A 26,973-nucleotide genomic window follows, 5' to 3' on the forward strand; every position below is an offset into this window, starting at 1 on the left:
AAGTGGTTATTTTTTACTATCAATTACCCTTTCTATTAAAGAAATAATCACTTCTTTTTTTATCATTGTTACCTTTATTAATGATTTCTCTCAATAAAGAAAACCCCACTTTCAACAAAGTGAGGTTGATTACATAATATAGGTCATTTACTGAATGTTTCGCTCTTCTTGCGCCAGCACATCTATTTCAGCGTCAATCTTCACGCTGTGGTTTTTTCCATCAAGTCCAAGAATTACAATTTCATATTGCTTGTTAGCAAGAACAACCGATTCGATAATACCTTTATGCTGTCTTAATGCATATGCTTTTGCACGGCTTTTAGTTAAAGGAATCGTTTTTTCTTTCAAAACACTGCCGGTTTGGGCGTTAATTTTTACTTTGTGCTCTTCTCCGTTTAACGTAAGGATGTCTACTATATAAATAGGAAGAGTGAGTATTTTACTCAGCGATATGGATTTGACAATGCCTTTATATTCTTTTAATGCGAGAAGCTTTGCTTGTTCTTTCAACAAAAGAGATCGTTTTTCAGAAATCATTTGACGCCATCCTTTCTAGTTTATAAAACGGACTGCTGTTTCAATTTCTTAACGTACCATATCCTATGTATACGTCTACTAACTAGTATAGCGGGCTTGTCTTAAATTTCTCTTAATATTACATGAAAGATAGCTGAAGAAAGCTGTTTCCCACTGAAAAAACTAGACCTGATTAGATCTAGCTTCTTATTGGTGAATGTGAATTCTACATCTTTTTCGTTTCGAATCGTTCTACGGCTCTTATTTGTTTGATTGACGGGGATTTGTGTACGCACATGCCTAAATGAACTTTTTGAAGCAAATAGGGATCAATGTAAAAACCATTTTGAAAGATGTTTTCTTTTTCCTGTTCGTCATGAAATTTGGAGCATCTTACACAGTAATACATATCATAACCTCCTTGCGGGCTATTTTATAAACGGGGATAGTTGTGAATGGTATATTTACCTACATCATATGGAAAAGAACAAAAGTCGTGCTTGTTTAGGGAAAATGTCCGAAAAGAAGAAGGCTTGTTCGTGGGCTAAAACACTGGCTTTTAAAAATGATTATTTAGAACATAAATCAACTTAATCGTAACAAAAAAGCCTCTTTCAAAGAAAAAAGAGGCCTTTTTGTTAATTTGTTACTTTTGCGCTGTTTTGATGCCATTTCCAAGCTGATGCGATGATTTTTTCTAATGAAATTTGCGCTTTCCAGCCTAATTCTGCGTGAATTTTATCAGAAGATGCGACTAAGCGTGCCGGATCTCCAGCGCGGCGGTCTGCCATTACGACATTCGCTTTTTTACCCGTTACTTTTTCGCACGTTTCAATCACTTCTTTTACAGAGTAGCCAAGGCCGTTTCCAAGGTTGTACGTTGCTGTTTTCTTCGTGCCGTCTAACAGTGCCTGAAGCGCTGAAATGTGAGCATTTGCTAGGTCCGTTACGTGAATGTAGTCACGAATGCACGTTCCGTCTTCAGTATCGTAGTCTGAGCCGAATACAGAGATGTTTTCACGTTCACCGAGCAGGTGCTGAAGAATAATTGGAATTAAGTGCGTTTCAGGATCATGGCACTCGCCAATTTCTGCTGTTTCGTAAGCACCCGCTGCGTTGAAGTAACGAAGCACAACATATTCCATGTCGTAAGCACTTGCAAAGTCAGCTAAAATCTGTTCGATCATTAACTTTGAACGTCCGTACGGATTAATTGGGTTTGTTGCCGTATCTTCTGTAATGATATCTACAGAAGGAATCCCGTATGTAGCAGCAGTAGATGAAAAAATAAACTTTTTCACATTGTGCTTCATCATCGTTTGTAAAAGGGTTAACGTCGCAGCTACGTTGTTTTGATAATATTTAAGAGGATCTGTTACTGACTCCCCTACTAAACTATTAGCAGCAAAATGCATGACAGCATCAATTTTATGATTTGTGAATACGCTTTCTAAATCTTTCTCATTACCTAGATTTCCTTCTACGAATACCGCTTTCTCATCGATTGCCCAGCGATGACCCGTTGATAGATTATCAAGTACCACAACTTCATTTGTTTTCACTAATTCTTTTACTAGGTGGCTTCCGATATAGCCTGCTCCTCCGATGACTAAAATCATACTGTCAGTCAGCTCCTTTTTATTAAGTGTCGCTACAGATATCGTACCCGTTTCTTTTCCATTTGTAAATATTTCATTTTTCAATATATGATAACGCAGCTGTCTCTTTTAATTAGTATATCTACTAATTGTGAACTGAGTGTGAAGATATTCGTTTCTGCTCAAAAACCCGTGCGTGTAGGCAACGGGTTTTTTTCTTAGATTTGCTGAGGCACTTTCTTCATATCTTTAACTTTATTTTTTAATGGCAGCATGCCTTCAATATGACATTCAATACAGTCCCCGTCTTCAATAACAGCGGGTCCCGGCGTTCCGGTTAAGATGATATCTCCCGGGTGCAGCGTCATGACTTTTGAGAAAAATGAAACACAGTATGCGATGTCGTAAATCATATTAGACACGGTATTTTCATGCTGCATGTCTCCGTTTAGCAATGTGCGTACTTGAAGTGATTTCACGTTTGATATGCTTTCTTTTGTGATAAACTCTGAGCCTATACTGCAAAATGTATCAAAGCTTTTTGCTCGCATTAAGTAGCGATGATTCGCCGCGTGAATATCAGCTGCGGTTACGTCAATGGCTGACGTATAGCCAGCAATTACGTTTATGGCTTCATCTGGCTCTATATCCTTGCACGTTTCGCCGATTACCACCGCTAGTTCCGCTTCAGCCGTCGTTTTATAGGACTGCTTTGGAATACGAATGCTGTCATCTGGTCCAATAATGGCGGTTGCGGGTTTTAAAAAACTAACTGGATCAATGGCACGGTCGTAGTCTTTTAGTTTTTCTTCAGAAGCTGCATAATTAAATCCAATGCCTAACAATTTTGACGGATTACTAATGATAGGAGCTGTTTTTCTGCCCTGCAAGTGCAGTGCGGGAAAAGAGCTGTTCATACCAAATTTATTATGGGCGTACCATGTTTCAAGGTGGCGAAGTTCTTTATATTGAATAAGATCCCAAATTGTTGTAGACCAGTTTGTTAAATATTTAGCATTAATATCTTCTATAAGCAGAATGCTGTCATTGTCTAAAATAGCTGCTTGTTCTTTCCCTTGCTCTATTATATTTACTAACTTCATGATACGCTCCTTACCGATGCTTGAATGATATGATCGCTGTTTTCTTTTACCCAATTTAATAATTTTTCATCTTGGTTGTATCCTGCAATAAAAGATAAGCCGATTGGCAAACCGTCTAGTTCTCCTGCAGGTATCGTAACTTGCGGAAGTCCGCTTAGTCCGGCAATACACGTCATTTGAAGCGTTCGCAATCTTCTGTTTTCTAACTCCGGTCCTTTTGCATCTTTTACAGGCGCGGGTCCTGGAGCTGTAGGAAGCACTAATATTCCGTCTTCTCCAAGCTGTGAGTACATAAAATAGCGAAGTTCACGACGCTTTTCTTCTATATAATTCATATTTAATAAGGTAAGAGTGCTCGCCCATTGAAAGCGGCTTCCGATATCGTCTCCAAACGTTGGGCTTTCTTTTTGAATCCATTCTCCGTGCGTTTGCCAAATTTCTTTTCCTTGCAGCAAACGAAAAGTTTCCATATATGTAGAAAAACCCTGGGGGGCAATTACTATTTCTTCTGTAGTAGAAAAAGACTTCATTACGTGCTTAATAGGTGGTGCAAGAGCTTGCATGCTTTGTTCATCCACAAGTTCCATAACGTCTGTTGCTACATAAAGTCTTGTAAAACCGCTAGCACGCGACGTTGAGTTCAATAAAACCGCTCCTACTTTTTGCAGAGTGTGGCCGTCTCTAGCCATTACACCAACTGTATCAAAGCTTGGAGCAAGTGGAATTAGACCGTTTGTAGAAATGCGTCCGTGAGAAGGACGATACCCAAAAATACCGCAGTAGCTTGACGGAATTCGAACCGATCCTCCCGTATCTGTTCCAATCGCAAAATCAGTTATTCCCGCTGCGACAGCAACCGCTGATCCGCTCGAAGAACCTCCCGGAATTCGATCTGCACCTTTTGGGTTTACCGGTGTTCCATAATGCGCGTTTTCTCCATTTAGTCCGTACATAAGCTCGTCCGTGTGCGTAACTCCCTTCAGTGCAGCTCCTTCTTTTAAAAGAGCAGCTACTACATCTGCATGTTCGCTTGCAGGCTGATGCGTGGCGAGCCAATCCGGATTTCCTGCACTTGATATATGTCCTTGTACATCAAATACGTCTTTTAACGCAAAACTCAAGTTATTTAGCATTCCCGTTCCCGTTGGAGGTACGTAAAGGTCACTGTCTACAAATGCGTTCCACGTATCTTTCATTCAACCATCTCCCCATTTCTTATATCTGTTTAGAATATAAAATTTGGAATAAGTTGGTCAATGAATGTGTCAGGTCTGTTTACACTAATATTATGTAAGTCTCCCAACTTCTCTTTTCCTAGAGAAACTAGCCGTTTCATTTCCCTTTTAGCACGTTTGCGAGTAAAGTAGAAACATATCATTTTACGAAAAGGACTATCGCGATGGAACAATCTACTACGCTTTTCTTATTTATTTTATTAGCTTTTGTGCTAACAAGAGGCATTCCATTTATAGGTTCATTTGCTCCTAGCATTAATCAGCTGCTTCGGCATATTGGACGTTATTTTTCAAATTTAAATACGATGTTTCACGAAGATGGCCATGCGTTAATGGGGCTTATTGTCGGAAAAGGGGTCAATCGCATTGAGCTTTACACCAATAATGAAGGTGTAGCTGTGACTGCCACCTACGCGGGATCCCGTGGATGGCTGCCGCGCGTCATTATTGCCTTAGCCGGCTACCCGTTCAGCTCAGCAATGGCTTATTTGTTTTTCTACCTGCTCGTTCACAACCACTACGACTGGCTTTTTTACGGGTTAGGAAGTGTTGTTGTTATTAATTTACTGCTTTGGGTACGTAACGGATACGGAATTGTATGGCTATTTTCTATCGGTTTAATCCTCGGAGGCATCTATTATCTGCAAGATCCACAGCTTATGCGCTACAGCATGATGTTTGTTGGTGCACTGTTACTCGTAGAATCTCTATTTTCTGCTTTTATTATTTTTGTGTTAAGTATCAAATACCCAAACGATGCGGGTGACGCTACGAGTTTAAAACAGCTTACCCATCTTTCAGCACGCTTTTGGGGCTTTTTATTTTTCGCACAGGCCGTGTACGTGGCTTATTTAATTTTTCAACTGATTTATTAAAAAGAAGAGTTTTATGCCTATGAATATTCATAGGCATAAAAGAGCAGTCTAAGAAAGAAACAGAAGACATGCGATACCATAAAAACAATTGTTCATCAATATAGCTATCATATTAATAAAAAGAAGGTCTTATTATAATGAACATAGATGAATTTTCTCAAATAGATTTTTGGGAGATAATTTTGAGAACAAGCTTAACCTTCATTATCCTACTTGTATTAGCACGATTCTTAGGAAAGAAACAACTTAGTCAGCTTACTTTTTTTCACTACATCACAGGCATTACTGTCGGATCTATAGCTGCAGACATTGCCGGTGAAAGTGAGACACCTTTTTTCAACGGAATAATTTCTTTGATTTGGTGGTCTTCTTTAACTATATTTGTAGGATATATTGGGTTAATCTCTCGGAAAGCTAGAATTTTAATTGATGATGAACCTACCATCATAATTAAAGAAGGAAAAATTCTTGAGCATATCATGAAATCGGTTCGCTTGAACATTGATGATTTAAGCATGATGCTAAGAGAACAAGGTATTTTCTCTACTCAAGATGTACACTATGCAGTCCTAGAACCGGACGGTAAACTAAGTATATTGAAAAAGGCCGACCAACAAAATGCCACTAAAAAGGATTTACATATTCATTCTTTGTCACATCATCACATCCCAACCGAAGTGATATCCGACGGTAAAATATTAAATGAAAATTTGCATGAATTAAATATAACCAAAGAATGGCTCATGAAAAGACTGAAAGAAAAAGGCATTCATTCTATCGAAGAAATTTTTTATGCTGAAGTTCAACCAAATGGATGTATATACATTGATTTAAAAAACGACAATTAGTCATAGGCGTAAAGTATATGACACTTTGCTAAAACCTCTATAATTGTAATTTTTCTTCCTCAGTACCCTTATCTTATATATGACTCAACAAAAAAACGGGAAATAAAATGGGTATGATGCTCAGCCTGAGCTCATACCCATTTTATTTTAATTCTTCTATAGTTACAGTTAAGAAGTTCAAAACTACAAAAATTGACTAGTTAGATAATCCATAATACAAAACAAACACATTAACATGATACTAAATCTACCTAATAGGAAGTCCTACCTCCACCACAAATAACGTAAGATCCCTAATAATAGCTTATAGTCCTCTTGAAAATATTTTTAATTTAATGATCAAATTTCCTTTTATACTCTAATAATGGTTTACGAGTTCCCTAAATGAGGTATATATTGGGTACTATGAAGTCGTAAAGAGGTGTGGGATACTTGTCATTATTTTTAAAGTGGAAGCAAAAGAAGCAGGAAAAAGAAGTAGAGCGTGTTCTTAAGGAATCAATCTCAAAAAGAAAAGACTACTGGAACACAATTGGACATGTAGACGGAGACGTATTAACTCATTTGTTAAATCCCATGTTTTTTGGCGGGCCTGCTTGGCCGTCTGGACGTCAAACTTTTATTCGTGTTCAAAAAACAGAGACGGTTATTTTAGCAAGCGACGGCTTGTCCGATCCGTTTCAATCCCCCGAAGAAAATAGCCGAACGCAAGGAAAAGGATTAGAATTCTATATCGAATGCGATGATGAATCTCTTCGCGGACCTTTATCGGATATCCAGGATCACTGGGCATTTGACCTTCTTTATCAAATGAGTCAAAATGCTGCCGCTCACCCTAATATGCTAGAACTATTCATGAAACATGATGTTCTTTCAATTGAATTTACGGATTTGGACGTACCGCCTCATTTTGTAAATAAAAATGGAGATATTGGTGTATTGCTAGGAGTTCAGTCTCCTTCTGTTTCACCTAGCCTCTCTTTACCTTACGAATCTATTAAACTGATTAGCATGAAGCTTCTTACACCAAACGAATTAGACTATGTGCGCGAACAAGGAGCGCAAGGACGCAGGCAGCTCGCTGAAACATTTCAGCTGTCAAAAAGTTATCATATTACCATGACTAAAAGAGAGTCTCTTATTTAAAAGAGGTTCTTTTTTTATTTCTGCTATTGAAATAGAGCCACGTAGAATATACTCCTTATTTACGTGTAACTCAAGTTCACATACTTTTTTAAAGCTGCTTTTCATATGAGCGTACTATTTTTGATTCGTGGTATATTTTGCTATAGTAAAAAAGAAGATATAAAAAAGGAGATGGACGTTAGACATGGCAGAAAAAGTGCAGATTGGAAAATCCGAATTATATGTTAATCCTATTGGACTTGGAACAAACGCTGTAGGAGGACATAACTTATATCCTAACCTAAACGAAGAAGTCGGCAAAGACCTTGTTCATAAGGCGCTAGATAATGGCATAAACCTACTTGATACAGCGTTCATTTATGGTCCTAAACGTTCTGAAGAATTAATTGGCGAAGTGCTAAAAGAACGCGGGAATCGTGAAGAAGCGGTGATCGCTACAAAAGGAGCACATAAAATTGTTGGAGATGAAGTACTGCTAGACAATTCTCCTGCATTTTTAAAACAGTCGGTTGAAGATAGCTTAAAACGCCTTCAAACAGATTATATCGATTTATATTATATTCACTTTCCAGATAAGAACACACCTAAAGACGAAGCGGTTGGTGCGTTAAAAGAATTAAAAGATGAAGGTAAGATCCGTTCTATTGGCGTATCAAACTTCTCGTTAGATCAGTTAAAAGAAGCAAATAAAGATGGTTATGTAGACGTGGTACAAGGCCAATATAACTTAATTCAGCGAGAAGCAGAAAACGATATTTTACCTTATACGGCTGCAAACCGCATTTCATTTATTCCATACTTTCCGCTAGCTGCTGGTTTACTTGCTGGGAAATATGATAAAAATACAAAGTTTAATGACCTGCGCGAAGATATGCCTCATTTTATCGGCGAAGCATTTCAGCAAAACCTAGAAAAAGTAGAGCGTCTTCGTCAAATCTCTAGCGCAAAAGGCGTAGAAGTAGCTCATCTTGTTCTGGCTTGGTACTTAACGCGCGATTCAATTGATGTATTAATTCCAGGAGCAAAACGCGCTGATCAAGTACTTGATAACTTAAAAACATTAGATGTTCAGCTCACTTCTTCTGAAATTAAAGACATTGATCATATTTTTAAATAATACAAAAAGAGCTTTGCCATAGGTAAAGCTCTTTTTTCTATACAATTCCGCTGACTAATAGAACAAAAGCTGTAAAGAAGAATCCCATCTGTACAAAGCTTGTTACGTACTCTTTCGTTTCTTGTTTGTATTTCCATTCATCTATACTTTTTAACAAAATATTCACGACTAAAAATAGGAAAGATACGATATAAGGCTCTACAAACATAAAGATCATATCAAGTAACAGACAAAGAACAAAAGCTATCGTCACATATTTATCCCATCGGCCTAAAGCTAGACTTTCATACTCATATTTTCCCCAAAATTTGCTGCGAGGGATATCAAGGACTTTTCTCAAGATAACGTCTGCTAAGACCGCTGCTGCTACAAGTATTATTAATATATACATTGCCATCCCCCCTTCCTTTTTATGGTATCATTTCAACTCGTTTCTGTTAAGGTCTCAGCTACAAAGTGCTTAAACTGCTTTGTTTCTTCCGTTTCACCTTTTGTTACGATATATGTATGTGAAGAAGGTCGGATAATTTTCTGCTGTGAAATGACGCTTAACGTTTGATTTTCAACTTCCTTTTTCACCATAGAAAATGGCAAATAAGATACGCCTAAACCTTCTTCAATAAAGCGCTTTGTAATTTCTACTTGCGTCACAGGAAGCAGCTGAATGTGAGGATAACAAGCCTTGATTTGAAGGAGTAAATCTTCCCAATAAACAGGATGATTATTCGTAAGCAGCCGGTAGGAAGATAACAGCTCCTGTTCCGTACGTGCCTCTGCAGAAAACGGGGCAACTAAGACTGCTTTTTCTTTATGAATTAACTCATAAAAAACGTCTGCCTGACCCGGAAGCATCCTTGTTAATCCAATATCTGACCTTCTGTCGCTGATGTCTTTTCCCACTTGAAACGAATTTGTGATATTAACCGTTACTTCAATATGGGGATATCTCTCTACAAATTGTTTGATGAGGCTTGGTAAAACAGATGCTGCTATTTGAGGAGCAGCGGATATAGTCAGTTTTCGGTTATATCCTTGCTTCCATAACTTAAAATTTCCTACTCCTTCTTCATATGCCCTCACCATTTTTTGAGCATGAGGCAAAAAAAAGCGTCCTGCCTCAGTCAGCGTGATGTATTTACCTTTTTTTTCAAAAAGCTCAGCACCTAACTCTTGCTGCAGTCGCTGAATATGCTTTGATACAGCAGGCTGTGTTAAAAATAAATCTTCAGACGCTTGCCTGAAATTTTCATAAGAAGCCGCTATGATGAATGTTTTTAACCATTTGATCTCCATTTTCTTCTCTCCATCTCTTTCTATTCATAACAAACTGGAATCAATACTGCTTATTTTTGTTTATTTTCTTTTCTACCAAACTTCTATACGATATATGTATCTCAATATTACCAAATAAAGGAGCTGTAAAAATGGAAAATAACGTGAAAGAAAAATTTAATGCTCATGCTTCTCAGTATGATGAGCAGCGCCGCAAACTTATTCCTTGTTTTTTTGATTTTTATTCCATTCCCGTTTCTCTTCTTCACTTTTCAAATAAGCCGCTTCGCGTACTTGATATCGGAGCAGGTACAGGATTGTTTTCTTCTTTTGTCAAAGAAAAATACCCAGGTGCTCATTTCACGTTGATTGACGTGTCAGATCAAATGCTTGAAAAAGCCAAGGAGCGCTTTAAAAACGAACAGCACATGGAATTTATTGTATCAGATATAACAAGCTACGAATTTGAGTACTCATTCGACATTGTGATTTCTTCACTTGCTATTCATCATTTAGAAGACGAACAAAAGCAAAAGCTGTATGGTCAAATTCATAATTTACTGCATACAGGAGGAATATTTATTAATGCCGATCAAGTATTAGGCCATTCTTCCATTATTGAAGAGTTATATAAAAAAGACTGGAGTGAAAGAATTGCCGCAAGCGGATTAACGCATGAGCAAATTAAGGCTGCTCATGAACGTACGAAGTTAGATAAAATGGCAACTTTACATGATCAGTTAAATTGGCTAACAGCAAGCGGGTTTAGCACGGTGGATTGCATCTATAAATTTTTTAATTTTGTTGTAATGTATGCTCAAAAATAACGGTTTAAAAACTACTTGTCTCTTTGCAAGTAGTTTTTTCACTCTTTTCCTCCCTATATTCGAATAAGAATATTTATCTATTTCCACAAAACTACGCATACTTCTTTTCCAGTTTCGTATATCTAATAATAGCTTCGTTCTCCTGAACTTTTGAATTTTTTGTACATAAAACCCATATAAAGTATTTTTATACTATTTTATGTCTTTTTATGGTATAAAAAATACAACTATGTTACAATATGATTACAAAACAATCTGTACAACGCTTTCATTTCTTTACACGAAAATAAAGAACTGGAAAGGATGTGATGCTTATGTAAATATGAATCCGCTAGATTAGTAAACTTATATTCTTAAAGTTGTACAAAGCATCAAGAAAAACTTAGTTATTCTTATTATTATAAATTCCCGCTAGTAAAGTCTTTCTACTTAATGATTTCCTTATTAAGCTTATACATACAGGTATAGAAAATGCAGCTATTCGTCTTTTATTTTATTAGTGAAGAATTTATAGCACTGCCGCACCATACGTTTTTCATTAATGCAGCCTAAGGAGGCGCAGCACATGGCAAATAGAATATCACGAACAACAATCGTACTCATAGCGGCTATCCTAGCTCTAGCCTGCTTGTTTGTAGGGGTTCCAAAAACAGAAGCTGCTTCAACACCATCTCATTTAATTATCATTAACAAAGCAACAAATAAACTGGCTTATTACCAAAATGGTTCACTTGTCCGAACGTTTTCAGTCGCAACAGGACGCACGCAGTCTCTTACACCAGAGGGCCATTTCAAAGTAGTGAATAAAATTGTCAATCGCCCTTATTACTCAGGGAACATTCCTGGTGGAGACCCTAGAAATCCTCTTGGCAACCGCTGGCTGGGTCTAAATGCGAGAGGTACATACGGCACGACGTATGCTATTCATGGAAATAATAATCCTGCTTCCATTGGCAAATATGTAAGCAGCGGATGCGTTCGTATGTACGATGAAGAAGTGGCATGGTTATTTAGTAAAGTGACCGTCGGTACACCGGTTGTGATTACAACTTCTTCTAAATCATTTAATGACATTGCAGCAGCAAACGGATACAATGTTTCTGGAAACTCAGGTTCTACTCCAGCTCCTTCTACAGGAACTGTTTTAAAGAAAGGCAGTAAAGGAAATGCAGTTAAAGAACTTCAGCAGAAGCTAACTTCACTTGGCTATAACACAAAAGGTACGGACGGTGTGTTCGGTGCCAATACAGATTCAGCTGTTCGTAAGTTCCAAAAAGACCACGGCTTAACGGCTGACGGTATTGTTGGGCCAGCGACGTATAAAGCTTTAGGAAACCCTGGAACTAACCCGACTCCGACAAATCCAAAGCCAACAAATCCACCAGCAGATACAACAATTAACATAAAACAAATGCTTAAAAAAGGAAGCAAAGGCAGCAATGTTCAAGCTCTTCAAAAGAAATTAACGGCGCTTGGCTATGATACAAAAGGCACGGACGGTATTTTCGGCGCCAATACTGAAGCTGCTGTGCGTAAGTTTCAAAAAGACAATAAGCTAGCAGTGGACGGCATTGCCGGACCTAATACGTTAACTGCTATTTCCAAACGCTAATAGAGCCTGAAATCAGGCTCTGTTTTTTTATTTATAAACCTCTTTTTACAGGGACTCCTTAATGAACCATTACCCCGTCTTTCTTTTCTACCACATACTTAATCAATTGATAAACGGTTCTCATAAGAATTTGCTGCTGATAGATATCGTTTTTGGCAGGAATTACACTTTCTATGACCCTGCTATATTTATACGGCTGATCGTCTTCTTTTTCTTTATAAAGAGCAAGCCAGTCATTACGGGAATTCTCAAGCAGCTGCTCGTTCAAATAGGAATAAACAACGCTTGCAAACTCACCTGCCAATTCTTGAATAACCTGCTGTCGTTCCGTGACAGAATGATAGGTACTTGACCATCCAGACGGCTGGCTTAAAAAATGCTCATACACAGATGAAATAACGGCTGAGGCAATAGCTGGTACCGGTCCTTCATGCTCTCCTAAGGAAATGTTTAAACACGTTTCTCTGTCCATATAAGGAATGTTCAGCGACTCCATTGCTTCATAAAAAGCCTGCGAGACCGTCAAGTTTAAATAAATAGGATGCAGCTCTTGCTGCTTTTTTCTCGTTTCTGATACTAAAGCTGTCTTTAAGTCTTTATACAGAAAGTGACTCTCTTCGGATTCTTCGTGTACACATTCTAAAATAGACGTATTCCCTACTGTTAAATAGTAGTGAAGCTGCTTTCTCATAAGAGGTGAAACGCTTTTAAGTGCACCATCTATCATTTTAGCCATGGCATGTTTTTTAGCATAATCCGTACGGCAGCTTGGAGAGGTAAGCAAATCTCCGTGTGTAACACAAACGTTTACTTTAGCGCCGTGACCATGTACGATGAGCTGTTGAAGAAATTGAATATCTAATTCTTTAAGCCCATGATGTACGTATAAAATAGAAGCTGCTTGTTTAAAAGAATCGTGGATGGTGCTCGTATATTCAACAGATGAATGCTCGCAAATCGCTACCCCTTTTTTAAAAGAAAAAGGGCCGGAAACTTCAATTCTACGAAACAATGGATAAATAAGACGTCCGTTATTTTCTTCTTCTTCATTTGTTAGCGGACCAAAGGAAGACGGCTCTTTTGCTGTGAGACGGCAGGATATTGGCCAGTCGTCTTCCCCTATTTCCCACGTTCCTTCCTTGTATTCTCTCAACCGAGATTCAATTGCCAGAAGCATTTGCTCAGTGATCTTCCTACATTCAAGCCGCTTATGCCATACCTCTGCAAAATCTCTTCCTTCTTGATCAACAGCGTCTTTTACTATTTCACTTTCTCGTTTAATTGCATCTACAAATTGTTTGAATGAACTATTTTCATCGCTCATTCTTAAAGGAACATCATCATTAAAGTAACGGGCTTTGTATGGGATATCCCCTAAAAGAGCGCGCAGATTAAAAGAAGAATCTCCGTGTAATAACTCAAAGACCAAGTCATAATCCGTGCCTCCTTCAGCATACACTTCAGCGCTTCTTAGTAGGATATTCTCCAATTTTCTTTGCACTTCACTTCGCGTAAAAAAACAGACAGCAGCTTCATAGTGTTGGGAATCCTTCACCTTATACGTAGCAGAATAAGCGCCTTTACTGCCTATTCCTAGAAAGCCACATTCTTTTTTTATACCAAGAAGCTGGCGGATTAAGGCTGTTTTGCCGCTTCCTTGTTCTCCGATAACATGAATATACTCATACTCGCTGTCAATTTGTTCGCTCGTCCTTTTTTCAATATCGTTATAAAAAGCATTCACTACTCGTTCATCATATCTTGCTTTTGCTCTGCCTTTTGCAGTACTTGTCCAAAAATCCTGCACTCTCAGCAGTTCGTTCATCTCTTCAACCAGAATGTCAATTTCATCGTGTTGCTCTGTATACATAAACCGTTTAACAAACGGGTGCGATCTTCCTCTTTCATCTTTTTTAAACGGATGCTGAAACATAATTGACCAGCCTTTTCGCATAGGAGACTGACAGGCTTTTGCACGAAAAACTTTCATTCATTTCCCCTTCTTTCCCTAACATTGTCCTATTTGAAATGTATGGCTTTTAAAGGGGGGATATGTCTATCATTTTCCTCTTTTTAGAAGGATTTTTCCTGCATTTATCGAAGTAATTAATTGAGGTGATGGGAGAATGTTGACAAAAATTGTGAAATGCAGCATACCGACTGATAAAAAAGCATCTTTTTCATATACGCAACAGCATTGGGCTGCTCTTGCACACGTGAATGGTTTCATTGGCCAATTAGGGGGTTGGAACGTGGAAGATGAAACAGATGCTTGTATTCTAGCTCTGTGGGAAGATGGAACAACTTATCAAGAATTCATGAAGCATACTCATGATTCTATTTTTTATAAAAGCAAGCAGGATCAAACATATACGAATTTGGACGTTTCAACATCAGATCCGTCCTACTTCATCGGAGCACGCTACAATTATTATAGAAGCAGCGCCATTGAAAGCCGTTATTTAGTAAAGACGGAAATTGAAGTCGATTTTTACGACAAAGAAGATATTCATGAGATGGTAAAAAGCTTGATAAATCCTTCTTATCGCTGTTTATCTCACGTTGTATCACCAATCGAGCATAGCAAGCTTGTCATTTTTTCATTATACGGATCTGCTTGTCCGCAAAAAACAATTGATACCTTCGTTCATCCAAATGTACTGAACGCGTCTCAATACATATACCAATTAGAGAAAAATTGGAACGTTCTTTCCAATTAAAAAATAGAAGCCTAGGCCCGACGCCAAAGCTTCTATTTTTTTATGATATGAACCTCTTGATTTTGTACGGTAATGACTTCCTCTGTCATTCCTACAAACAAACCGCTTTCTACTACGCCTGGAATCAATGTAAGCTGTTTTTCCAGCACAGCAGGATTTTCAATTTCTGAAAAATGGCAGTCTAGAATGTAATTTCCGTTATCGGTGATAAACGGCGTATGATCATCTAAAAGCCTAAGCTGAGGTACACAACCTGCACTACGAATATGCTTCGCCGTCATTTCCCAGCCAAAACGTATAACTTCAACAGGAAGAGGAAAAGCTCCTAGCGTCTTCACTATTTTCTTAGAATCCGCAATCACGATAAACCGCTTCGCTGCGTACGCAATCATTTTTTCTCGAAGCAGCGCGCCTCCTCCTCCTTTAATTAAAGAAAGTTCGCTATCCACTTCATCCGCTCCGTCAATTGCTATATCAATATATTCAACATCCGCTAAGGTAACAATAGGAATACCTAGTTTCCTTGCCAGTTCTTCTGTTTTTTGAGAAGTAGGAACCGCTTTGATGTTTAATCCATTTTTTACTCGTTCACCTAGTTTGACAATTGTATAATAAGCTGTTGAACCTGTTCCTAGCCCTACAATCATTCCATCTTCAACAAATTGTGCTGCTTTTTCACCAACTGCTTGTTTTTCAATCATACGAAGGCCTCCTTACTCATATTGTACCCGTTTACATAAAAAAGCAAAAGCATTATGAATCCTTACGAAAAAACTCAGCTGACTATTCAGCTGAGTTTTTTTGAAACTGTGTATTTAGAAGAATTTTTTCTACCCAATACTGCTGTTTTGTACTGTTTGTCTGTTCGCTGCTTTTTAGTTCAAACGTATAGTAAATATACCTGCTTGAATAATCATCATTCACATAAGCATGATAAATGCTATGCTTTCCATCTCTTGTTTGTTTTTTCACATAAATCGTTGCATTTTTACCTTTTAACATGTAATCAGGCTGAAACGCATCCATTTTTTTTTGAGCTGCTTTGCTTTTTTTCTTAGAAAATAAAGCCGTTATTTTCCCAGCATTGTATGAATCATTTTCCTTCGTTGATGCTGTCCATACTTCACTTTCATCTTCACTGCTTTTATAAGAAGATTTATGAATAACATACTGAAGCGGAAACCACATGCTATATTGATTGGTATCCGAAGTAAATAATTCAAATCCATTGTCTGTTTGTTCATGATCGACCAAAAACGTACTCGTAAACTTATCTGCCTGGGCTTCACTTTTAAATTTCCCGCTTTGAAACAGCCAAATTCCTACGGCAATGACCAATGCTCCAGCTACTGATGCGGCTTTTTTTCGATCCATTGTTTCCACACACCTTTTAATACCCCTTTAACTTTCGATAATACCATATTCATGTTTACATCGTCATAAGGAGAAATAACCAAAGGATTATCAGAGCGCACATGCTAATTTAACTAGAAAAATAAACTTTTTTACAATAGTAAATTGGATAACAAGCGCTGAGCTAACAGCCGGTTTGCTTTGCCGGGCTCTATCGTATACGTTAGTAATTCCTGCTCGCAAAATGATTAGACCGAATTCACCCACATACATTGTGCAAAAAATGTACTCAACAAAAAAAGAAGTGCTGTATGCACTTCTTTTAGGGGTTAATCTTTAGTCGACTGTTCCTTTGCTTCTGCAATGGCTTTTTTTAAATGTCCGTCATGTTTAGCAAGCAACCGGTGCACTTCATCACCTTCTATAGAAGTAAGAAGCGCAAGGATAGCGGCTTTTGGCGTTTTGTATGTTTGTAAACTTTCGGCTGCCTCTTCTGATGAGACGCCTGTTAGTTCTGCAATAATATTTTTAGCACGCTGGACGAGTTTATCATTAGTCGGCTGTACGTCTACCATTAGATTGCTGTAGACTTTACCAATTTGAATCATAGAAGCCGTCGTCAGCATATTAAGAACAAGCTTTTGAGCAGTTCCGGCTTTCATTCTGGTAGAACCTGTTACAACTTCCGGGCCTGATTCTGCTACTATTGCATAGTTTGCTTCTTGTTCCATAGCTGATTGAGGAGAATTTACAACGCAGCCCGTTACTGCCCCCAGGCTGTTTGCATACGCAAGCGCTGAGAGTGTATAAGGCGTTCTTCCACTTGCAGCTATCCCTACAAGAATATCTTTATTTGATAAATTAATCGCTTTCAAATCTTCTATCGCTTGTTTCTTATTATCTTCTGCTCCTTCTAACGCGTGCCGGAGCGCCTTGTCTCCCCCGGCTATGATCCCAATTACTTGTTCGGCAGGTGTACCGAATGTTGGTACACATTCAGATGCATCTAACACGCCTAGCCGCCCGCTTGTACCTGCTCCGATATAAATCAGACGTCCTCCTTGTTTAAAAGCACTGACAATTTCATCTACTAACAGAGCAATAACAGGCAGTACCTTATTGATTGCCTGAGGCACTTGGTGATCTTCTTCATTAATTTTTTTTACAATTTCCAGGCTTGATAATTCATCAATGTTTAACGTTTGCGGATTGCGTTTTTCTGTTAAGATATGATTTAAGTTCACTGTGATCCCCTGCCTTTTCCACGATCATTTTTTCTCTATTGATACTCTTTCATGAACAGCTGATAAGCTCCTTTAGCAGATGATACTCGCTGTGTTGCCCACTGGATATGCTTTATTTCTTTTTCACATGTTTTTTTATAAACATCAAACACTTCTGGAACTTCCATTAAAATGCTGCCTTTGCATGCCAGCAAGCAGCTCCCTTCAAACCGCTGTTTCTTATACAAATGAAGAGTCATGTTTGCAAGGTTCTTTCCAGCCCGTTGAAGAATGTCACTTGCTTCTTGTTTATAATTTCTCGCTTGATTTACAACAAGCGGAGTGAGTGAAGCAACTTCTGATTTAGGAGATGAATAGACAAACTTTTTTATGTCGTGTATGGTGTCTGCTTTTACATGTTGCAAGATTGTCTGACTAAGGCTGCTGTACGGACGGTTTTGATCATGCTCTTTCGTCAGCAATATCAGTGCTTGAAGACCAATCCAATATCCGCTTCCTTCATCTCCAAGAAGGTGTCCCCACCCTCCACCGTATTCATACACTCCATCTTTTTTACCAATGCTGACGGCTCCAGTTCCTGCAATGGTTAAAATCCCTTCTTTTCCATGCAGTAGTGCTTCATGTGCAATCATGGCGTCATCATATAAACCTACTTCTACTTGATAACGATTATAAAAATATCTTTTTATTTCTTCTTTGGATAATGCTTTACTTCCAGCAAGTCCTAGTGAAATGCCTTTACATGTATGACCAGCAAGCTCAGTTTTGCACGCCATAATACATTCATCAATATGAGTAATAGCCGTGTTGTAATTAATGAGTAAATTGCCGTAATCGCTTTTTGAAGCAGCGAGCTGTTGGCCGTCTAAGCTGTACGCAACGGCTTCTGTTTTTGTTCCCCCGCCGTCAATACCAATAATATAGTCCATTTCATCACCGCTCACAAAAAGCAAATTTATCCCATGGCTGCAGTTCATTTAATAAGAAAATTTCCTCTTCCGCAATGCGGCCTACTACGTTTGTTTTACCTGAGTTCTCCATGTCTAACAGCGCAATTTGCAGCTCTCCTTTGTACTGACCGTAGAGTTCATTTTCTATTAAAATATCGCCTCTTCGAATTGGTGGAGTATGCGTAGGCTTGAATTCTTCTTTTTTATATTTTACTCGGCTTTGCGTAGAGCGAATTAAATAATCGGATACGTCTCCGCGGTAAAAATGAAACTCTTCCAGCACAATTTTTTTCTCAAGCTCAGTAATCGTATCATACAGGGTCACATTAAAGGTAAAGCGCTCTTGCTGAACAACATCACGCAGCGCCTTCATTTCTTCTTCTGATGCATAAGCATTCGCAATGATTGCACAATCAATTAATCCCGTTTTAAAAAGATGCTTAGCCTGCACGTCGATCGGAAGCGTGCGATGCATTTCAAGCGTACAAAGTCCTTCAGTAACAGGCCACGGTCCAAAAGTAGCGCTTGGTGAATTAATAAACGCTGCTGTTTCAAGGTTATGTTCTTTAAACAACGCTGAACACTTCATAAAGTGATCATACGACAATCCCGCATATCGATGAGGATAGAAGTTGTGCGACCCCAATAGCTGTTTTCGATTCGGCTGGTAACTTAAAATATTATCAACATACTTTGTTGCATTACTCATATTAATTTCAATTTTTAAGCCGTATGGATTAAAGGTCATAATGGACTCTTCATTTCCCGTATAGCCTAGATCAAGACGAATAGCATAAGCCCCTAATTCTTGAAAAAAAGATAGATCATCATAAGAAATGCCAAGCGCTCCAAATACGCGAGGAGCGATATCAACTACTACTTCCATCTCTAGCTCATTGGCAAACTCAATGATTTCTTTAAAATTTGCCATTACTTTTTTCTGATCGCCTTCAACAGAAAGCAAGCACGTAAAAATGCGGGTAAATCCGTATTGATGCGCAAGTGCTATATACGCTTTATCTTTTTTCACAGTCGAATGTTCCGGATAAATCGCAATACCTAGCTTTTTCATTGATTTTCGCCTTCTTTTTTAAATTTTTTAATAAGCTTAATCATATGTTCAATTAATTTTTGCTCTGAAATAGCCGTCATTAAATGATCTTGTGCGTGAATTAAAAGCAGCGACTTTTCAATTGTTTTTCCGTTCAATTCACGTTGAATAAGCGCAGTTTGCGTTTTATGAGCATGACTGAGCTCTTCTTGAGACTGCTTTAAAAGTTCGTCAGCTTTATTAAAATCATAATCTTCAGCTGCTTCTAACGCTTCATATGCCAGTGACCTAGCATTTCCTCCGTATGCAATAAGTTCAAAAATTTCATTTTCCATATTTGCTGCTTCTGTCATTTCTTCCATCCCCTTTTTTATAGTGGTGCAGGCGTAATGTTTCCTAATATTACAGGAGACAAAGCACCGGTTGCACTTGGTACATTGCTTGGATAACCTGCAAGTGTTTCATTTGCGAGCACCGCAAAAGCTACGGCTTCTTTTGCTTCTGAAGACATCCCTATTTCTTCTTGTGTATACACACTGCAGCGCTTCCCTAGCTTGGGTTTAATCATATTCATCAGCGTATTGTTATAACTTCCGCCTCCTCCAATAATCACTTCGTCAATAGAATAGGCAGGAAAAATAAATGTTTCATAGTGATGTACAATGGATGATGCCGTGAACATGGTAATCGTAGCTAGCAAATCTTCTTTTTTATGGTTGCTATATTTCTCTAGCAGTCTCCTTGTGTACTGTGTACCGAACAGCTCTCTTCCCGTCGATTTAGGAGGAGAAAGATTCATGTAATCATGGTTCATACAGTCTTCTAAAAGCTCTGAAATAATAGTTCCTCCAGCTGCTAAACACCCATTTTCATCAAATGAAACATGAAAAAGCTGCTGACACGCTTCATCTATCATCATATTTCCCGGCCCCGTATCAAAAGCTACTACGGGTATAGGAGAGTGTTTTGGCGGAATCAACGTTACATTCCCAATACCTCCAATGTTTTGAAGCAGCCTTGTACGGTCAGCGTGGCTGTACAAAATTCGTTCGGTGTGAGGAACTAACGGAGCACCTTGCCCGCCCGCTGCCATGTCCATCACTCTGAAGTTTGCCACTACCTTCGTTTTGGTTTCATAGGCAATAACAGCGGGCTCTCCAATTTGGAGTGTAGACATCGCTGTATTTCCTGAAGCATACGGCTGATGGTAAATGGTTTGACCATGCGATCCGATGAAATCTACTTGTTCAAGAGAAAACCCGGCTTCTTGGCACACTCTTTTCACTGCATCTGCAAACGCGTAGCCAAGTTTAAAATTCAAGCTGCAGATCAGCTGTACATTTGAATGTTCGAGAGAAAGCGCCTGTTCAATTTCTTTTTTTAACGGCGGTGAAAACGGCATGGTAATGAACTGAAGAAGCTTAACTTTACTTCCATAGCCGCTTCCTTCAATCTCCACAAGAGCTGCATCAATTCCGTCCAGTGACGTTCCCGACATAAGTCCAACGGCATACATATTATGCTTTCACTTCCTTAAAAAAAGCGGGTAAATACTTGCGATGAGCTTGAAGCAGTTCGTCTAAGACCGCCTTAGCCAGTTCGTCACTTGGAACAAGCGGATTAATGGTCAGGGCAACAAGTGCTTTTTCATAAGACCCTGTAACCGCAGCTTCTGCTCCTACTCGTTCAAACGATTTAATTTGCTGTACGAGTCCATTCACTTCTACCGGAAGTTCACCGACAGCGAGTGGTACTGGTCCTTGCTTTGTTACAACACAGTTTACTTCAACCGCAGATTCGTTTGGCAGTGAAGAAATGGCGCCATTATTTCTTACATTTAATGTTTGAATATCACCTTTATCGTTATAAATGGATGAAATTAAATTACATGCGGCATCGCTGTAGTAAGCGCCTCCTCGTTTTTCCAGCTGCGGAGGCTTACTTTCTAGATTTGGGTTTTTGTAGAGTTCAAAAAGCTCTCCTTCCAGTACTTTGACCACTTCAGCGCGCGTAGTACCTGACTGAAAGGCCACAAGCTCTTCTGCTAATATTTCTTTTGTTTTGTAGTAATAACGGTGATAAGGACATAAAATCACGCCAAGAGCTTCCAAAAAGTCTGGTTGCCATGGAATAGGAGCTATGTTTCTCATTGTTACTTGGGACTTTGGATCACTTAAACGCTGAATGACTTCTTGCGTTACTTCCTTTCCTTTTGCATACACGTGCAGCCCATATACCAAGTGATTTAACCCTGCAAATTCAATGTGAACATCTTCTTTTTCGATTTGAAGCAAGCTGGCGATTGAGTTTGTCATATGTACAGGCAGGTTACAGACTCCTACTACTTTAGAATGCTTTCCGTAGCGAAGCAGCGCCTCCGTTACCATGCCAGCAGGATTTGTAAAATTAATAAGCCAGGCGTTTGGACAAATTTCGTGTATTTCCTCGGCAATTTTCAACAAAACCGGGATTGTTCGCAAGCCCTTAAATAACCCTCCTGCCCCGTTTGTCTCTTGACCAATCATTCCGTACTTAAGAGGAATACGTTCATCATGAATACGCGCATCAAGCTGGCCTACTCTAAGCTGTGTCGTTACAAAATCAGCATTCATTAACGCTTTTTTTCGATCAAGCGTTAAATGAATTTCCATATCAACACCTGCTTTTTTGACCATTCTTCTAGCAAGTGCTCCTACAATTTCAAGCTTCTCTTTTCCTTCTTCAACATCTACAAGCCATAGCTCTCGAATTGGAAGCTCATTATATCGTTTAATAAACCCTTCGACCAATTCCGGTGTATAGCTTGATCCTCCCCCTATTGTCACTACTTTCATTTTTTGACCCTCCTTGTTAAAAAACGGCTAAATATGTAACGGCTGTGCACCCTGCCCCGAGCAAAACAAAGCGTATACAAACAGCGGTTTTAGATAAAGCTGCTGTTGAAAGCCGAATAGAAATAAATGTTGTAAGCAAAGCTGCTGACAGACTTGTAATGCCAAATAAACTATGCTGTGCTGACAAACCAGCATACTGCAGCAGAGGTGTAAAAATAACGTTACAAAGAACCATGGTTAATAGAAATAAAAACACTGTTTTATAACGAAACCGAACAAACATTGACCCTCACTCCTATTAAAGAGATAGAAGCCAAACAAGTTGGCTTCTCTTTCTTTACATTTGAACTGAACTATCGGATGGTGTAACCGTTGCTTCATCGCTTTTTTCCATTTCAACCATTTTTCGGTCGTACATTTTAAAGAACGGAAGATAAATGACAACAGAAATAGCAATATTGATAACGACTAGCACAACCGCCCGCCAGTCTCCTCCGGTTGATAAATAAGCTCCGATTGGCGCCGGTAGCGTCCAAGGAACCATTACGTAGGTTGGAGTAATAAGACCTGTCGCCGTTGCTGCATACGAAATAATCGTTGTAATAATTGGGATGATGATAAATGGAATAATTAAAATAGGATTTAAGACAATTGGCAGACCGAAAATAATTGGTTCATTAATGTTAAAAACCGCTGGAATAAAAGATGTTCTAGAAAGCGCTTTCGAATACTTAGATTTTGAGAAAAACAGCATCGCTAAAACAAGGCCCAGCGTTGCTCCAGATCCTCCAATCCACACAAACCACTGAAAGAACGTTTCAGGTGCAATATACGGAAGTGTGGAAGCTCCGTCTGCCACCGCTTCAGCATTTTTCGCTAAGTACACTTCCCATACAGGCCGTGCCACTGTCCCAACAACAGAAACGCCGTGTATTCCAAATGACCAGAAAAACGTAATTAAGAAAACCGGTATTAACACTCCTGCTAAACTATCTCCGGCTTCCACAAGCGGAGCAACTAGTTTATCAACTAAATGGTGAAGATCGATACCTAAAACAATCGTAATAATCGTCATAAGTACAACAACAATCGCAACCGGTATTAGTGCTTCGAAAGACCTCGATACCGAAGGCGGCACTTGTTCCGGCATTTTAATGGTGACATTTTTTGCTTTACAAAACCTGAGAATCTCGACCGATAAAATCGATACAATCATCGTTACAAATAAACCGTGACCTCCCAGATTGGCCATTGGAAGCATAAACCCTTCTTCTTCAATCAGCTTTGGAGTCAGCGTAAGAAGTAGTGCAGCTACTGCAATTTGTGCTCCTGACAGCGGATCGAGATTATAGCTTTTGGACAAGTTATACCCTATCCCAAAGGCTATATATAAAGACATAATAAACATCGTTACTCGATACGGTATTAAAATGTTGGCGCTGTTGTCAGCTGCCCATTTCGCAATTGTGCTATCTTGAGGCACAGGCGGAAATGCTAGAATCAAGAAAAAACTTCCGATAATGATAAACGGCAAAGCGGAAATAACACCATCACGAATGGCTTGAAGATGCCGCTGTTCTGATAACCTGGCCATGGGTCCCGATAAATTGTTCTCTAAAAACGACACAAATTTGCTCATATACCCTTTCCCCCTCTATATTCTCCCCTTGTGTAATAAATCCCCTATTTATTTAAAAAGCAGGAATACACCTGCTTTCTTCAGCTAACGAGCTGTTGAACCGTTTTATAAAGCGTCGGACCTCCAAGCGGCGTATAAGCCTGCGGCGGAATGGGCCCGCATGGAACAGAAGCTTTATCCGCTTCCGCTTTCACTGCGTTAAACCGGTGACGAATCTGCGGTGCAACCATTACAACGTCCCAGCCCTTTTGAATTTCCTCTGCCACTTCATTTGTCCCAATTGCCAGCACTTCCATATCCGTTCCGTGCTTTTGTGCTTCCGTTTTTAATGCTTTTACCACAATTGAACTTGACATTCCTCCAGAACATACAAACAATACCTTCATTTTCTCGTTTCCCCCTACCTCTTTATTTTTTGAATTACATTATGTGTATCGATTATGCGTTCAAACACTTGATTGCCTTTTTGAATACATAACCGTATAAACATCGCATCTACAATGGCTAACTGAGCAATACGAGCGCTCATCGTTCCAATTCGAATATGCTGCTCTTCTACTGAAATAGTCAGCAGAATATCAGCTAATCTAGAAGCTGGCGATGAGCCGTGCTGCGTTAGCAAAATAACCGCTGCTCCTTTATCTTTGGCTATTTGCATCAGTTCCACCACTTCTTTTGTTTGACCAGAAGTTGATACTACAAACAGCACATCATCTTTTGTCATATTCGTAGCCATCACCATTTGAACATGACTGTCTAATGAAAACAGCGCTGAAATATCAATTCGAAGCAGTTTATACTGAGCATCTAGTGCAACCACTGATGACCCTCCTGCTCCGTATAAAAACACTCGTTTCGCTCCATGAATAGCTTCCGTAGCTGCATCAATTGCAGAAGAGCTCACTAATCGACTTGTGTTCATCAGTGCGCTCATACTTTTGCTCATGACTTTTTCAAGCACAGCTTCGGTATCGTCTTCAAAATTAACCGGAAGATTCGGCAGCTGCTCGTTATTCACCTTATGGGCATCTTTTGCTAATTCAATCTTTAATTCTTTAAAACTATTGATCCCTACACGCTGACAAAAGCGGATAATCGTAGCTTCGCTGCACTGACACTGCTTAGCTAGCTGTTTGGTCGTTAAGTTCAACGTGGTCGTAGGATTTTCTAACACGTAATCAGCTACTCTTCCTTCAGCAGGACTGTAATGATTCATTTGTGCATCGATTAAAGTAAGTACGGAAAATTGGCGCATGAATTCCTCCATCGTTAAGTAACGTATTTCTAAAATATTCTTTAAATTACCATTATTATATTTTTTCTGAAGTTTAATTTCAATATTTTTCTGGTATTTTTAAAACTTTATTTTATTTTTCAGAATATTTTATTAAAATCTATTGTGAATATAACGACCGCATGCTATATTATGAAAGAAATTTTATCTCAACCAAAAAAAGAAGGAGGAACGAACATGCATATTAAAAAATGGGTTGGAGGCATCTTGTTTTTACTGCTGTTTTGTTCGAGCACATTACCTGCTAAAGCAGACGTACCTACTACGTATCAAAAACGGGAGCTTCGAGCGGCTTGGATTGCAAGCGTATACAATATTGACTGGCCTTCTCAGCCTGGTCTTCCGGTTGAGCAGCAAAAAAAAGAGTTTACCTATTTGCTAGATGAAGTACAAAAGATGGGAATGAATGCTGTGGTCGTTCAAATTAAACCTACCGCTGATTCCTTTTATCCGTCGAAATATGGCCCGTGGTCAGAATATTTAACGGGTACACAAGGTAAAGATCCCGGCTACGATCCTCTAGCTTTTATGGTGGAGGAAGCACATAAGCGCAACTTAGAATTCCACGCATGGTTTAACCCTTACCGCATTACCATGAATCATACTGATTTAAACAAACTTGCCGATAATCATCCTGCCAAACAACATCCTGATTGGGTCGTCTCCTATGGAAAACAACTCTACTACAACCCAGGTATTCCTGAAGTAAAAAATTTTATTATTGAAGAAGTGCTCGAAGTCGTAAGAAACTATGATATTGATGCTGTTCATATGGATGACTATTTTTATCCTTACAAAATTGCAGGTCAAACGTTTCCAGATCAAAAAACATATGAAACCTACGGTGCTCAAACGTTTTCGAATATTGAAGACTGGCGCCGAGACAATGTTAATCAGCTTGTTCGAGATTTAAATACGGCTATTAAAAAAACAAAATCATACGTGAAGTTTGGCATCAGTCCGTTCGGCGTGTGGAGAAACATCGCTAATGATCCAACTGGCTCTGAGACGACTGCTGGACAAACAAACTACGATGATTTGTATGCTGATACGCGTACGTGGATTCAAAATGGATATATTGATTACATCACTCCGCAAATTTATTGGAATATTGGATTTGAACCCGCTGCTTACGATACGCTGCTCAACTGGTGGAGAGATGAAGTTCGCGGAAAGCCAGTTCACCTTTATATTGGACAAGCTGCTTATAAAATTAATAACAACGCGGTGGAAGCATGGTCTGATCCCGATGAGTATCCAAGGCAAATTGCTCTGAATCATCAATTTCCAGAAGTACACGGGAGCATGCATTTTAGCCTGAAAGATTTGAACCGAAACCCGCTAGGAATAAAAGATAAGCTGCAAAACGATATTTATAAACATCCTGCTCTTATTCCGGCAATGCCTTGGCTTGATGATACGGCTCCAAAAGCACCAAAATTAAAAAACGCGGGCCCTCATACAAAAGAAGCGGCGTTTGAAATTCGAGATCATCAGCAGAATGATTCCGCCTATTATGCCATTTATCGCTTCCAAGGCAATAAACGAGGTGACATCAACAACGCAGAAAACTTACTGACAACCGTTCGGAAAACAGGAGAAACACAATTATTTGTAGATCAAAGCGCACTCAAAAATCAAACGTACACATATGTTGTAACCTCTGTTGACCGTTTGCATAACGAAAGTGATGTTTCCCGTACGCTTACTGTAAAAGCACCTCATTAAAAAAGGTTCTA

The 26,973-nt window shown here is 39.0% G+C and carries 28 protein-coding genes; 8 read left to right on the plus strand and 20 right to left on the minus strand.

Translation table 11 applies throughout. The features are described 5' to 3' along the window. Window positions 1-147 precede the first annotated feature (147 nt). From ACH6EI_RS19300 to ACH6EI_RS19320, 5 genes are all read right to left on the minus strand, one after another. A complete protein-coding gene (locus ACH6EI_RS19300) occupies window positions 148-537 on the minus strand; it encodes a PepSY domain-containing protein (protein ID WP_108674444.1) in 390 nt (129 codons plus the stop codon). 205 nt (window positions 538-742) lie between these two features. Continuing rightward, the gene (locus ACH6EI_RS19305; protein ID WP_028412270.1) at window positions 743-925 is read right to left on the minus strand and encodes a DUF3973 domain-containing protein; all 183 of its coding nucleotides are present in this window, start codon (window positions 923-925) and stop codon (window positions 743-745) included. Window positions 926-1,154: 229 nt separating this feature from the next. Next, window positions 1,155-2,135: a UDP-glucose 4-epimerase GalE gene (gene galE / locus ACH6EI_RS19310; protein WP_098333748.1), complete on the minus strand. Its 981-nt coding sequence runs from the start codon at window positions 2,133-2,135 to the stop codon at window positions 1,155-1,157. Between the two features lie 197 nt (window positions 2,136-2,332). After that, window positions 2,333-3,217, minus strand: coding sequence for a fumarylacetoacetate hydrolase family protein (locus tag ACH6EI_RS19315; protein WP_108674443.1), 885 nt, complete (start codon window positions 3,215-3,217; stop codon window positions 2,333-2,335). Then, window positions 3,214-4,413 (minus strand): amidase, encoded by a 1,200-nt coding sequence (locus tag ACH6EI_RS19320; protein WP_034269875.1) that lies wholly within the window; start codon window positions 4,411-4,413, stop codon window positions 3,214-3,216. Before ACH6EI_RS19320 ends, ACH6EI_RS19315 begins: the two co-directional genes overlap by 4 nt. A 203-nt stretch (window positions 4,414-4,616) precedes the next feature. Here ACH6EI_RS19320 and ACH6EI_RS19325 point away from each other — a divergent pair, with 203 nt between their 5' ends. The 4 genes from ACH6EI_RS19325 (at window position 4,617) to ACH6EI_RS19340 (ending at window position 8,438) form a co-directional block, all read left to right on the plus strand. After that, window positions 4,617-5,327, plus strand: coding sequence for a M50 family metallopeptidase (locus ACH6EI_RS19325; RefSeq protein WP_108674442.1), 711 nt, complete (start codon window positions 4,617-4,619; stop codon window positions 5,325-5,327). Window positions 5,328-5,464: 137 nt separating this feature from the next. After that, window positions 5,465-6,175, plus strand: a complete 711-nt coding sequence (locus ACH6EI_RS19330; protein ID WP_108674441.1) for a YetF domain-containing protein — start codon at window positions 5,465-5,467, stop codon at window positions 6,173-6,175. 423 nt (window positions 6,176-6,598) lie between these two features. Next, a complete protein-coding gene (locus ACH6EI_RS19335) occupies window positions 6,599-7,321 on the plus strand; it encodes a suppressor of fused domain protein (RefSeq protein WP_247807299.1) in 723 nt (240 codons plus the stop codon). A gap of 184 nt (window positions 7,322-7,505) precedes the next feature. After that, window positions 7,506-8,438: an aldo/keto reductase gene (locus ACH6EI_RS19340; protein ID WP_013055741.1), complete on the plus strand. Its 933-nt coding sequence runs from the start codon at window positions 7,506-7,508 to the stop codon at window positions 8,436-8,438. Between the two features lie 37 nt (window positions 8,439-8,475). Here the strand turns inward: ACH6EI_RS19340 and ACH6EI_RS19345 are convergent, their stop codons facing one another. Both ACH6EI_RS19345 and ACH6EI_RS19350 read right to left on the minus strand, forming a co-directional pair. Beyond that, window positions 8,476-8,829, minus strand: coding sequence for a DUF4181 domain-containing protein (locus ACH6EI_RS19345; RefSeq protein WP_033578218.1), 354 nt, complete (start codon window positions 8,827-8,829; stop codon window positions 8,476-8,478). Window positions 8,830-8,861: 32 nt separating this feature from the next. Beyond that, on the minus strand, window positions 8,862-9,731 hold the full coding sequence (locus ACH6EI_RS19350; protein WP_034269863.1) for a LysR family transcriptional regulator: 870 nt from the start codon (window positions 9,729-9,731) through the stop codon (window positions 8,862-8,864). Window positions 9,732-9,862: 131 nt separating this feature from the next. Here ACH6EI_RS19350 and ACH6EI_RS19355 point away from each other — a divergent pair, with 131 nt between their 5' ends. Both ACH6EI_RS19355 and ACH6EI_RS19360 read left to right on the plus strand, forming a co-directional pair. After that, window positions 9,863-10,537, plus strand: coding sequence for a class I SAM-dependent methyltransferase (locus ACH6EI_RS19355; RefSeq protein WP_108674439.1), 675 nt, complete (start codon window positions 9,863-9,865; stop codon window positions 10,535-10,537). 565 nt (window positions 10,538-11,102) lie between these two features. Next, entirely contained in the window at window positions 11,103-12,149 is a 1,047-nt protein-coding gene (locus ACH6EI_RS19360; protein ID WP_108674438.1) for a L,D-transpeptidase family protein, read from the plus strand. 58 nt (window positions 12,150-12,207) lie between these two features. Here ACH6EI_RS19360 and ACH6EI_RS19365 read toward each other — a convergent pair whose 3' ends face one another. Then, window positions 12,208-14,139, minus strand: coding sequence for a hypothetical protein (locus tag ACH6EI_RS19365; protein ID WP_108674437.1), 1,932 nt, complete (start codon window positions 14,137-14,139; stop codon window positions 12,208-12,210). Between the two features lie 136 nt (window positions 14,140-14,275). Here ACH6EI_RS19365 and ACH6EI_RS19370 point away from each other — a divergent pair, with 136 nt between their 5' ends. After that, the gene (locus ACH6EI_RS19370) at window positions 14,276-14,869 is read left to right on the plus strand and encodes a YdbC family protein (protein WP_013055735.1); all 594 of its coding nucleotides are present in this window, start codon (window positions 14,276-14,278) and stop codon (window positions 14,867-14,869) included. Between the two features lie 32 nt (window positions 14,870-14,901). On the opposite strand, the gene rpiA is transcribed toward ACH6EI_RS19370, so the two are convergent. The 12 genes from rpiA to ACH6EI_RS19430 form a co-directional block, all read right to left on the minus strand. Continuing rightward, window positions 14,902-15,570: a ribose-5-phosphate isomerase RpiA gene (gene rpiA / locus ACH6EI_RS19375; RefSeq protein WP_108674436.1), complete on the minus strand. Its 669-nt coding sequence runs from the start codon at window positions 15,568-15,570 to the stop codon at window positions 14,902-14,904. A gap of 82 nt (window positions 15,571-15,652) precedes the next feature. Next, window positions 15,653-16,243 (minus strand): hypothetical protein, encoded by a 591-nt coding sequence (locus tag ACH6EI_RS19380; RefSeq protein ID WP_098113749.1) that lies wholly within the window; start codon window positions 16,241-16,243, stop codon window positions 15,653-15,655. A 308-nt stretch (window positions 16,244-16,551) separates the two neighbouring features. Then, on the minus strand, window positions 16,552-17,466 hold the full coding sequence (gene murQ, locus ACH6EI_RS19385) for an N-acetylmuramic acid 6-phosphate etherase (protein ID WP_028412256.1): 915 nt from the start codon (window positions 17,464-17,466) through the stop codon (window positions 16,552-16,554). Window positions 17,467-17,501: 35 nt separating this feature from the next. After that, window positions 17,502-18,395, minus strand: a complete 894-nt coding sequence (locus ACH6EI_RS19390; RefSeq protein WP_108674864.1) for a BadF/BadG/BcrA/BcrD ATPase family protein — start codon at window positions 18,393-18,395, stop codon at window positions 17,502-17,504. A 4-nt stretch (window positions 18,396-18,399) separates the two neighbouring features. Then, complete coding sequence (locus tag ACH6EI_RS19395; protein ID WP_108674435.1) at window positions 18,400-19,488, minus strand: DUF871 domain-containing protein; 1,089 nt, start codon at window positions 19,486-19,488, stop codon at window positions 18,400-18,402. Continuing rightward, window positions 19,485-19,820, minus strand: a complete 336-nt coding sequence (locus ACH6EI_RS19400) for a PTS lactose/cellobiose transporter subunit IIA (RefSeq protein WP_013055725.1) — start codon at window positions 19,818-19,820, stop codon at window positions 19,485-19,487. Before ACH6EI_RS19400 ends, ACH6EI_RS19395 begins: the two co-directional genes overlap by 4 nt. A 17-nt stretch (window positions 19,821-19,837) precedes the next feature. Beyond that, the gene (gene anmK / locus ACH6EI_RS19405; RefSeq protein ID WP_108674434.1) at window positions 19,838-20,983 is read right to left on the minus strand and encodes an anhydro-N-acetylmuramic acid kinase AnmK; all 1,146 of its coding nucleotides are present in this window, start codon (window positions 20,981-20,983) and stop codon (window positions 19,838-19,840) included. Window position 20,984: 1 nt separating this feature from the next. Continuing rightward, a complete protein-coding gene (locus ACH6EI_RS19410) occupies window positions 20,985-22,301 on the minus strand; it encodes a 6-phospho-beta-glucosidase (protein ID WP_108674433.1) in 1,317 nt (438 codons plus the stop codon). A gap of 16 nt (window positions 22,302-22,317) precedes the next feature. Continuing rightward, entirely contained in the window at window positions 22,318-22,584 is a 267-nt protein-coding gene (locus ACH6EI_RS19415; protein WP_014461297.1) for a hypothetical protein, read from the minus strand. 54 nt (window positions 22,585-22,638) lie between these two features. Continuing rightward, window positions 22,639-23,940 carry a PTS sugar transporter subunit IIC gene (locus ACH6EI_RS19420; RefSeq protein ID WP_014461298.1) on the minus strand — a complete coding sequence of 434 codons (1,302 nt, stop codon included), beginning with the start codon at window positions 23,938-23,940 and terminating at the stop codon, window positions 22,639-22,641. An 80-nt stretch (window positions 23,941-24,020) separates the two neighbouring features. Then, entirely contained in the window at window positions 24,021-24,326 is a 306-nt protein-coding gene (locus tag ACH6EI_RS19425; protein ID WP_013082023.1) for a PTS sugar transporter subunit IIB, read from the minus strand. 14 nt (window positions 24,327-24,340) lie between these two features. Next, the gene (locus ACH6EI_RS19430) at window positions 24,341-25,195 is read right to left on the minus strand and encodes a MurR/RpiR family transcriptional regulator (protein ID WP_108674432.1); all 855 of its coding nucleotides are present in this window, start codon (window positions 25,193-25,195) and stop codon (window positions 24,341-24,343) included. 216 nt (window positions 25,196-25,411) lie between these two features. Here ACH6EI_RS19430 and ACH6EI_RS19435 point away from each other — a divergent pair, with 216 nt between their 5' ends. Further along, window positions 25,412-26,962: a glycoside hydrolase family 10-like protein gene (locus tag ACH6EI_RS19435; RefSeq protein WP_098999755.1), complete on the plus strand. Its 1,551-nt coding sequence runs from the start codon at window positions 25,412-25,414 to the stop codon at window positions 26,960-26,962. Window positions 26,963-26,973 lie beyond the last annotated feature (11 nt).

The organism is Priestia sp. JSM ZJ58 (assembly GCF_044383985.1).
GTDB lineage: Bacteria > Bacillota > Bacilli > Bacillales > Bacillaceae_H > Priestia > Priestia zanthoxyli.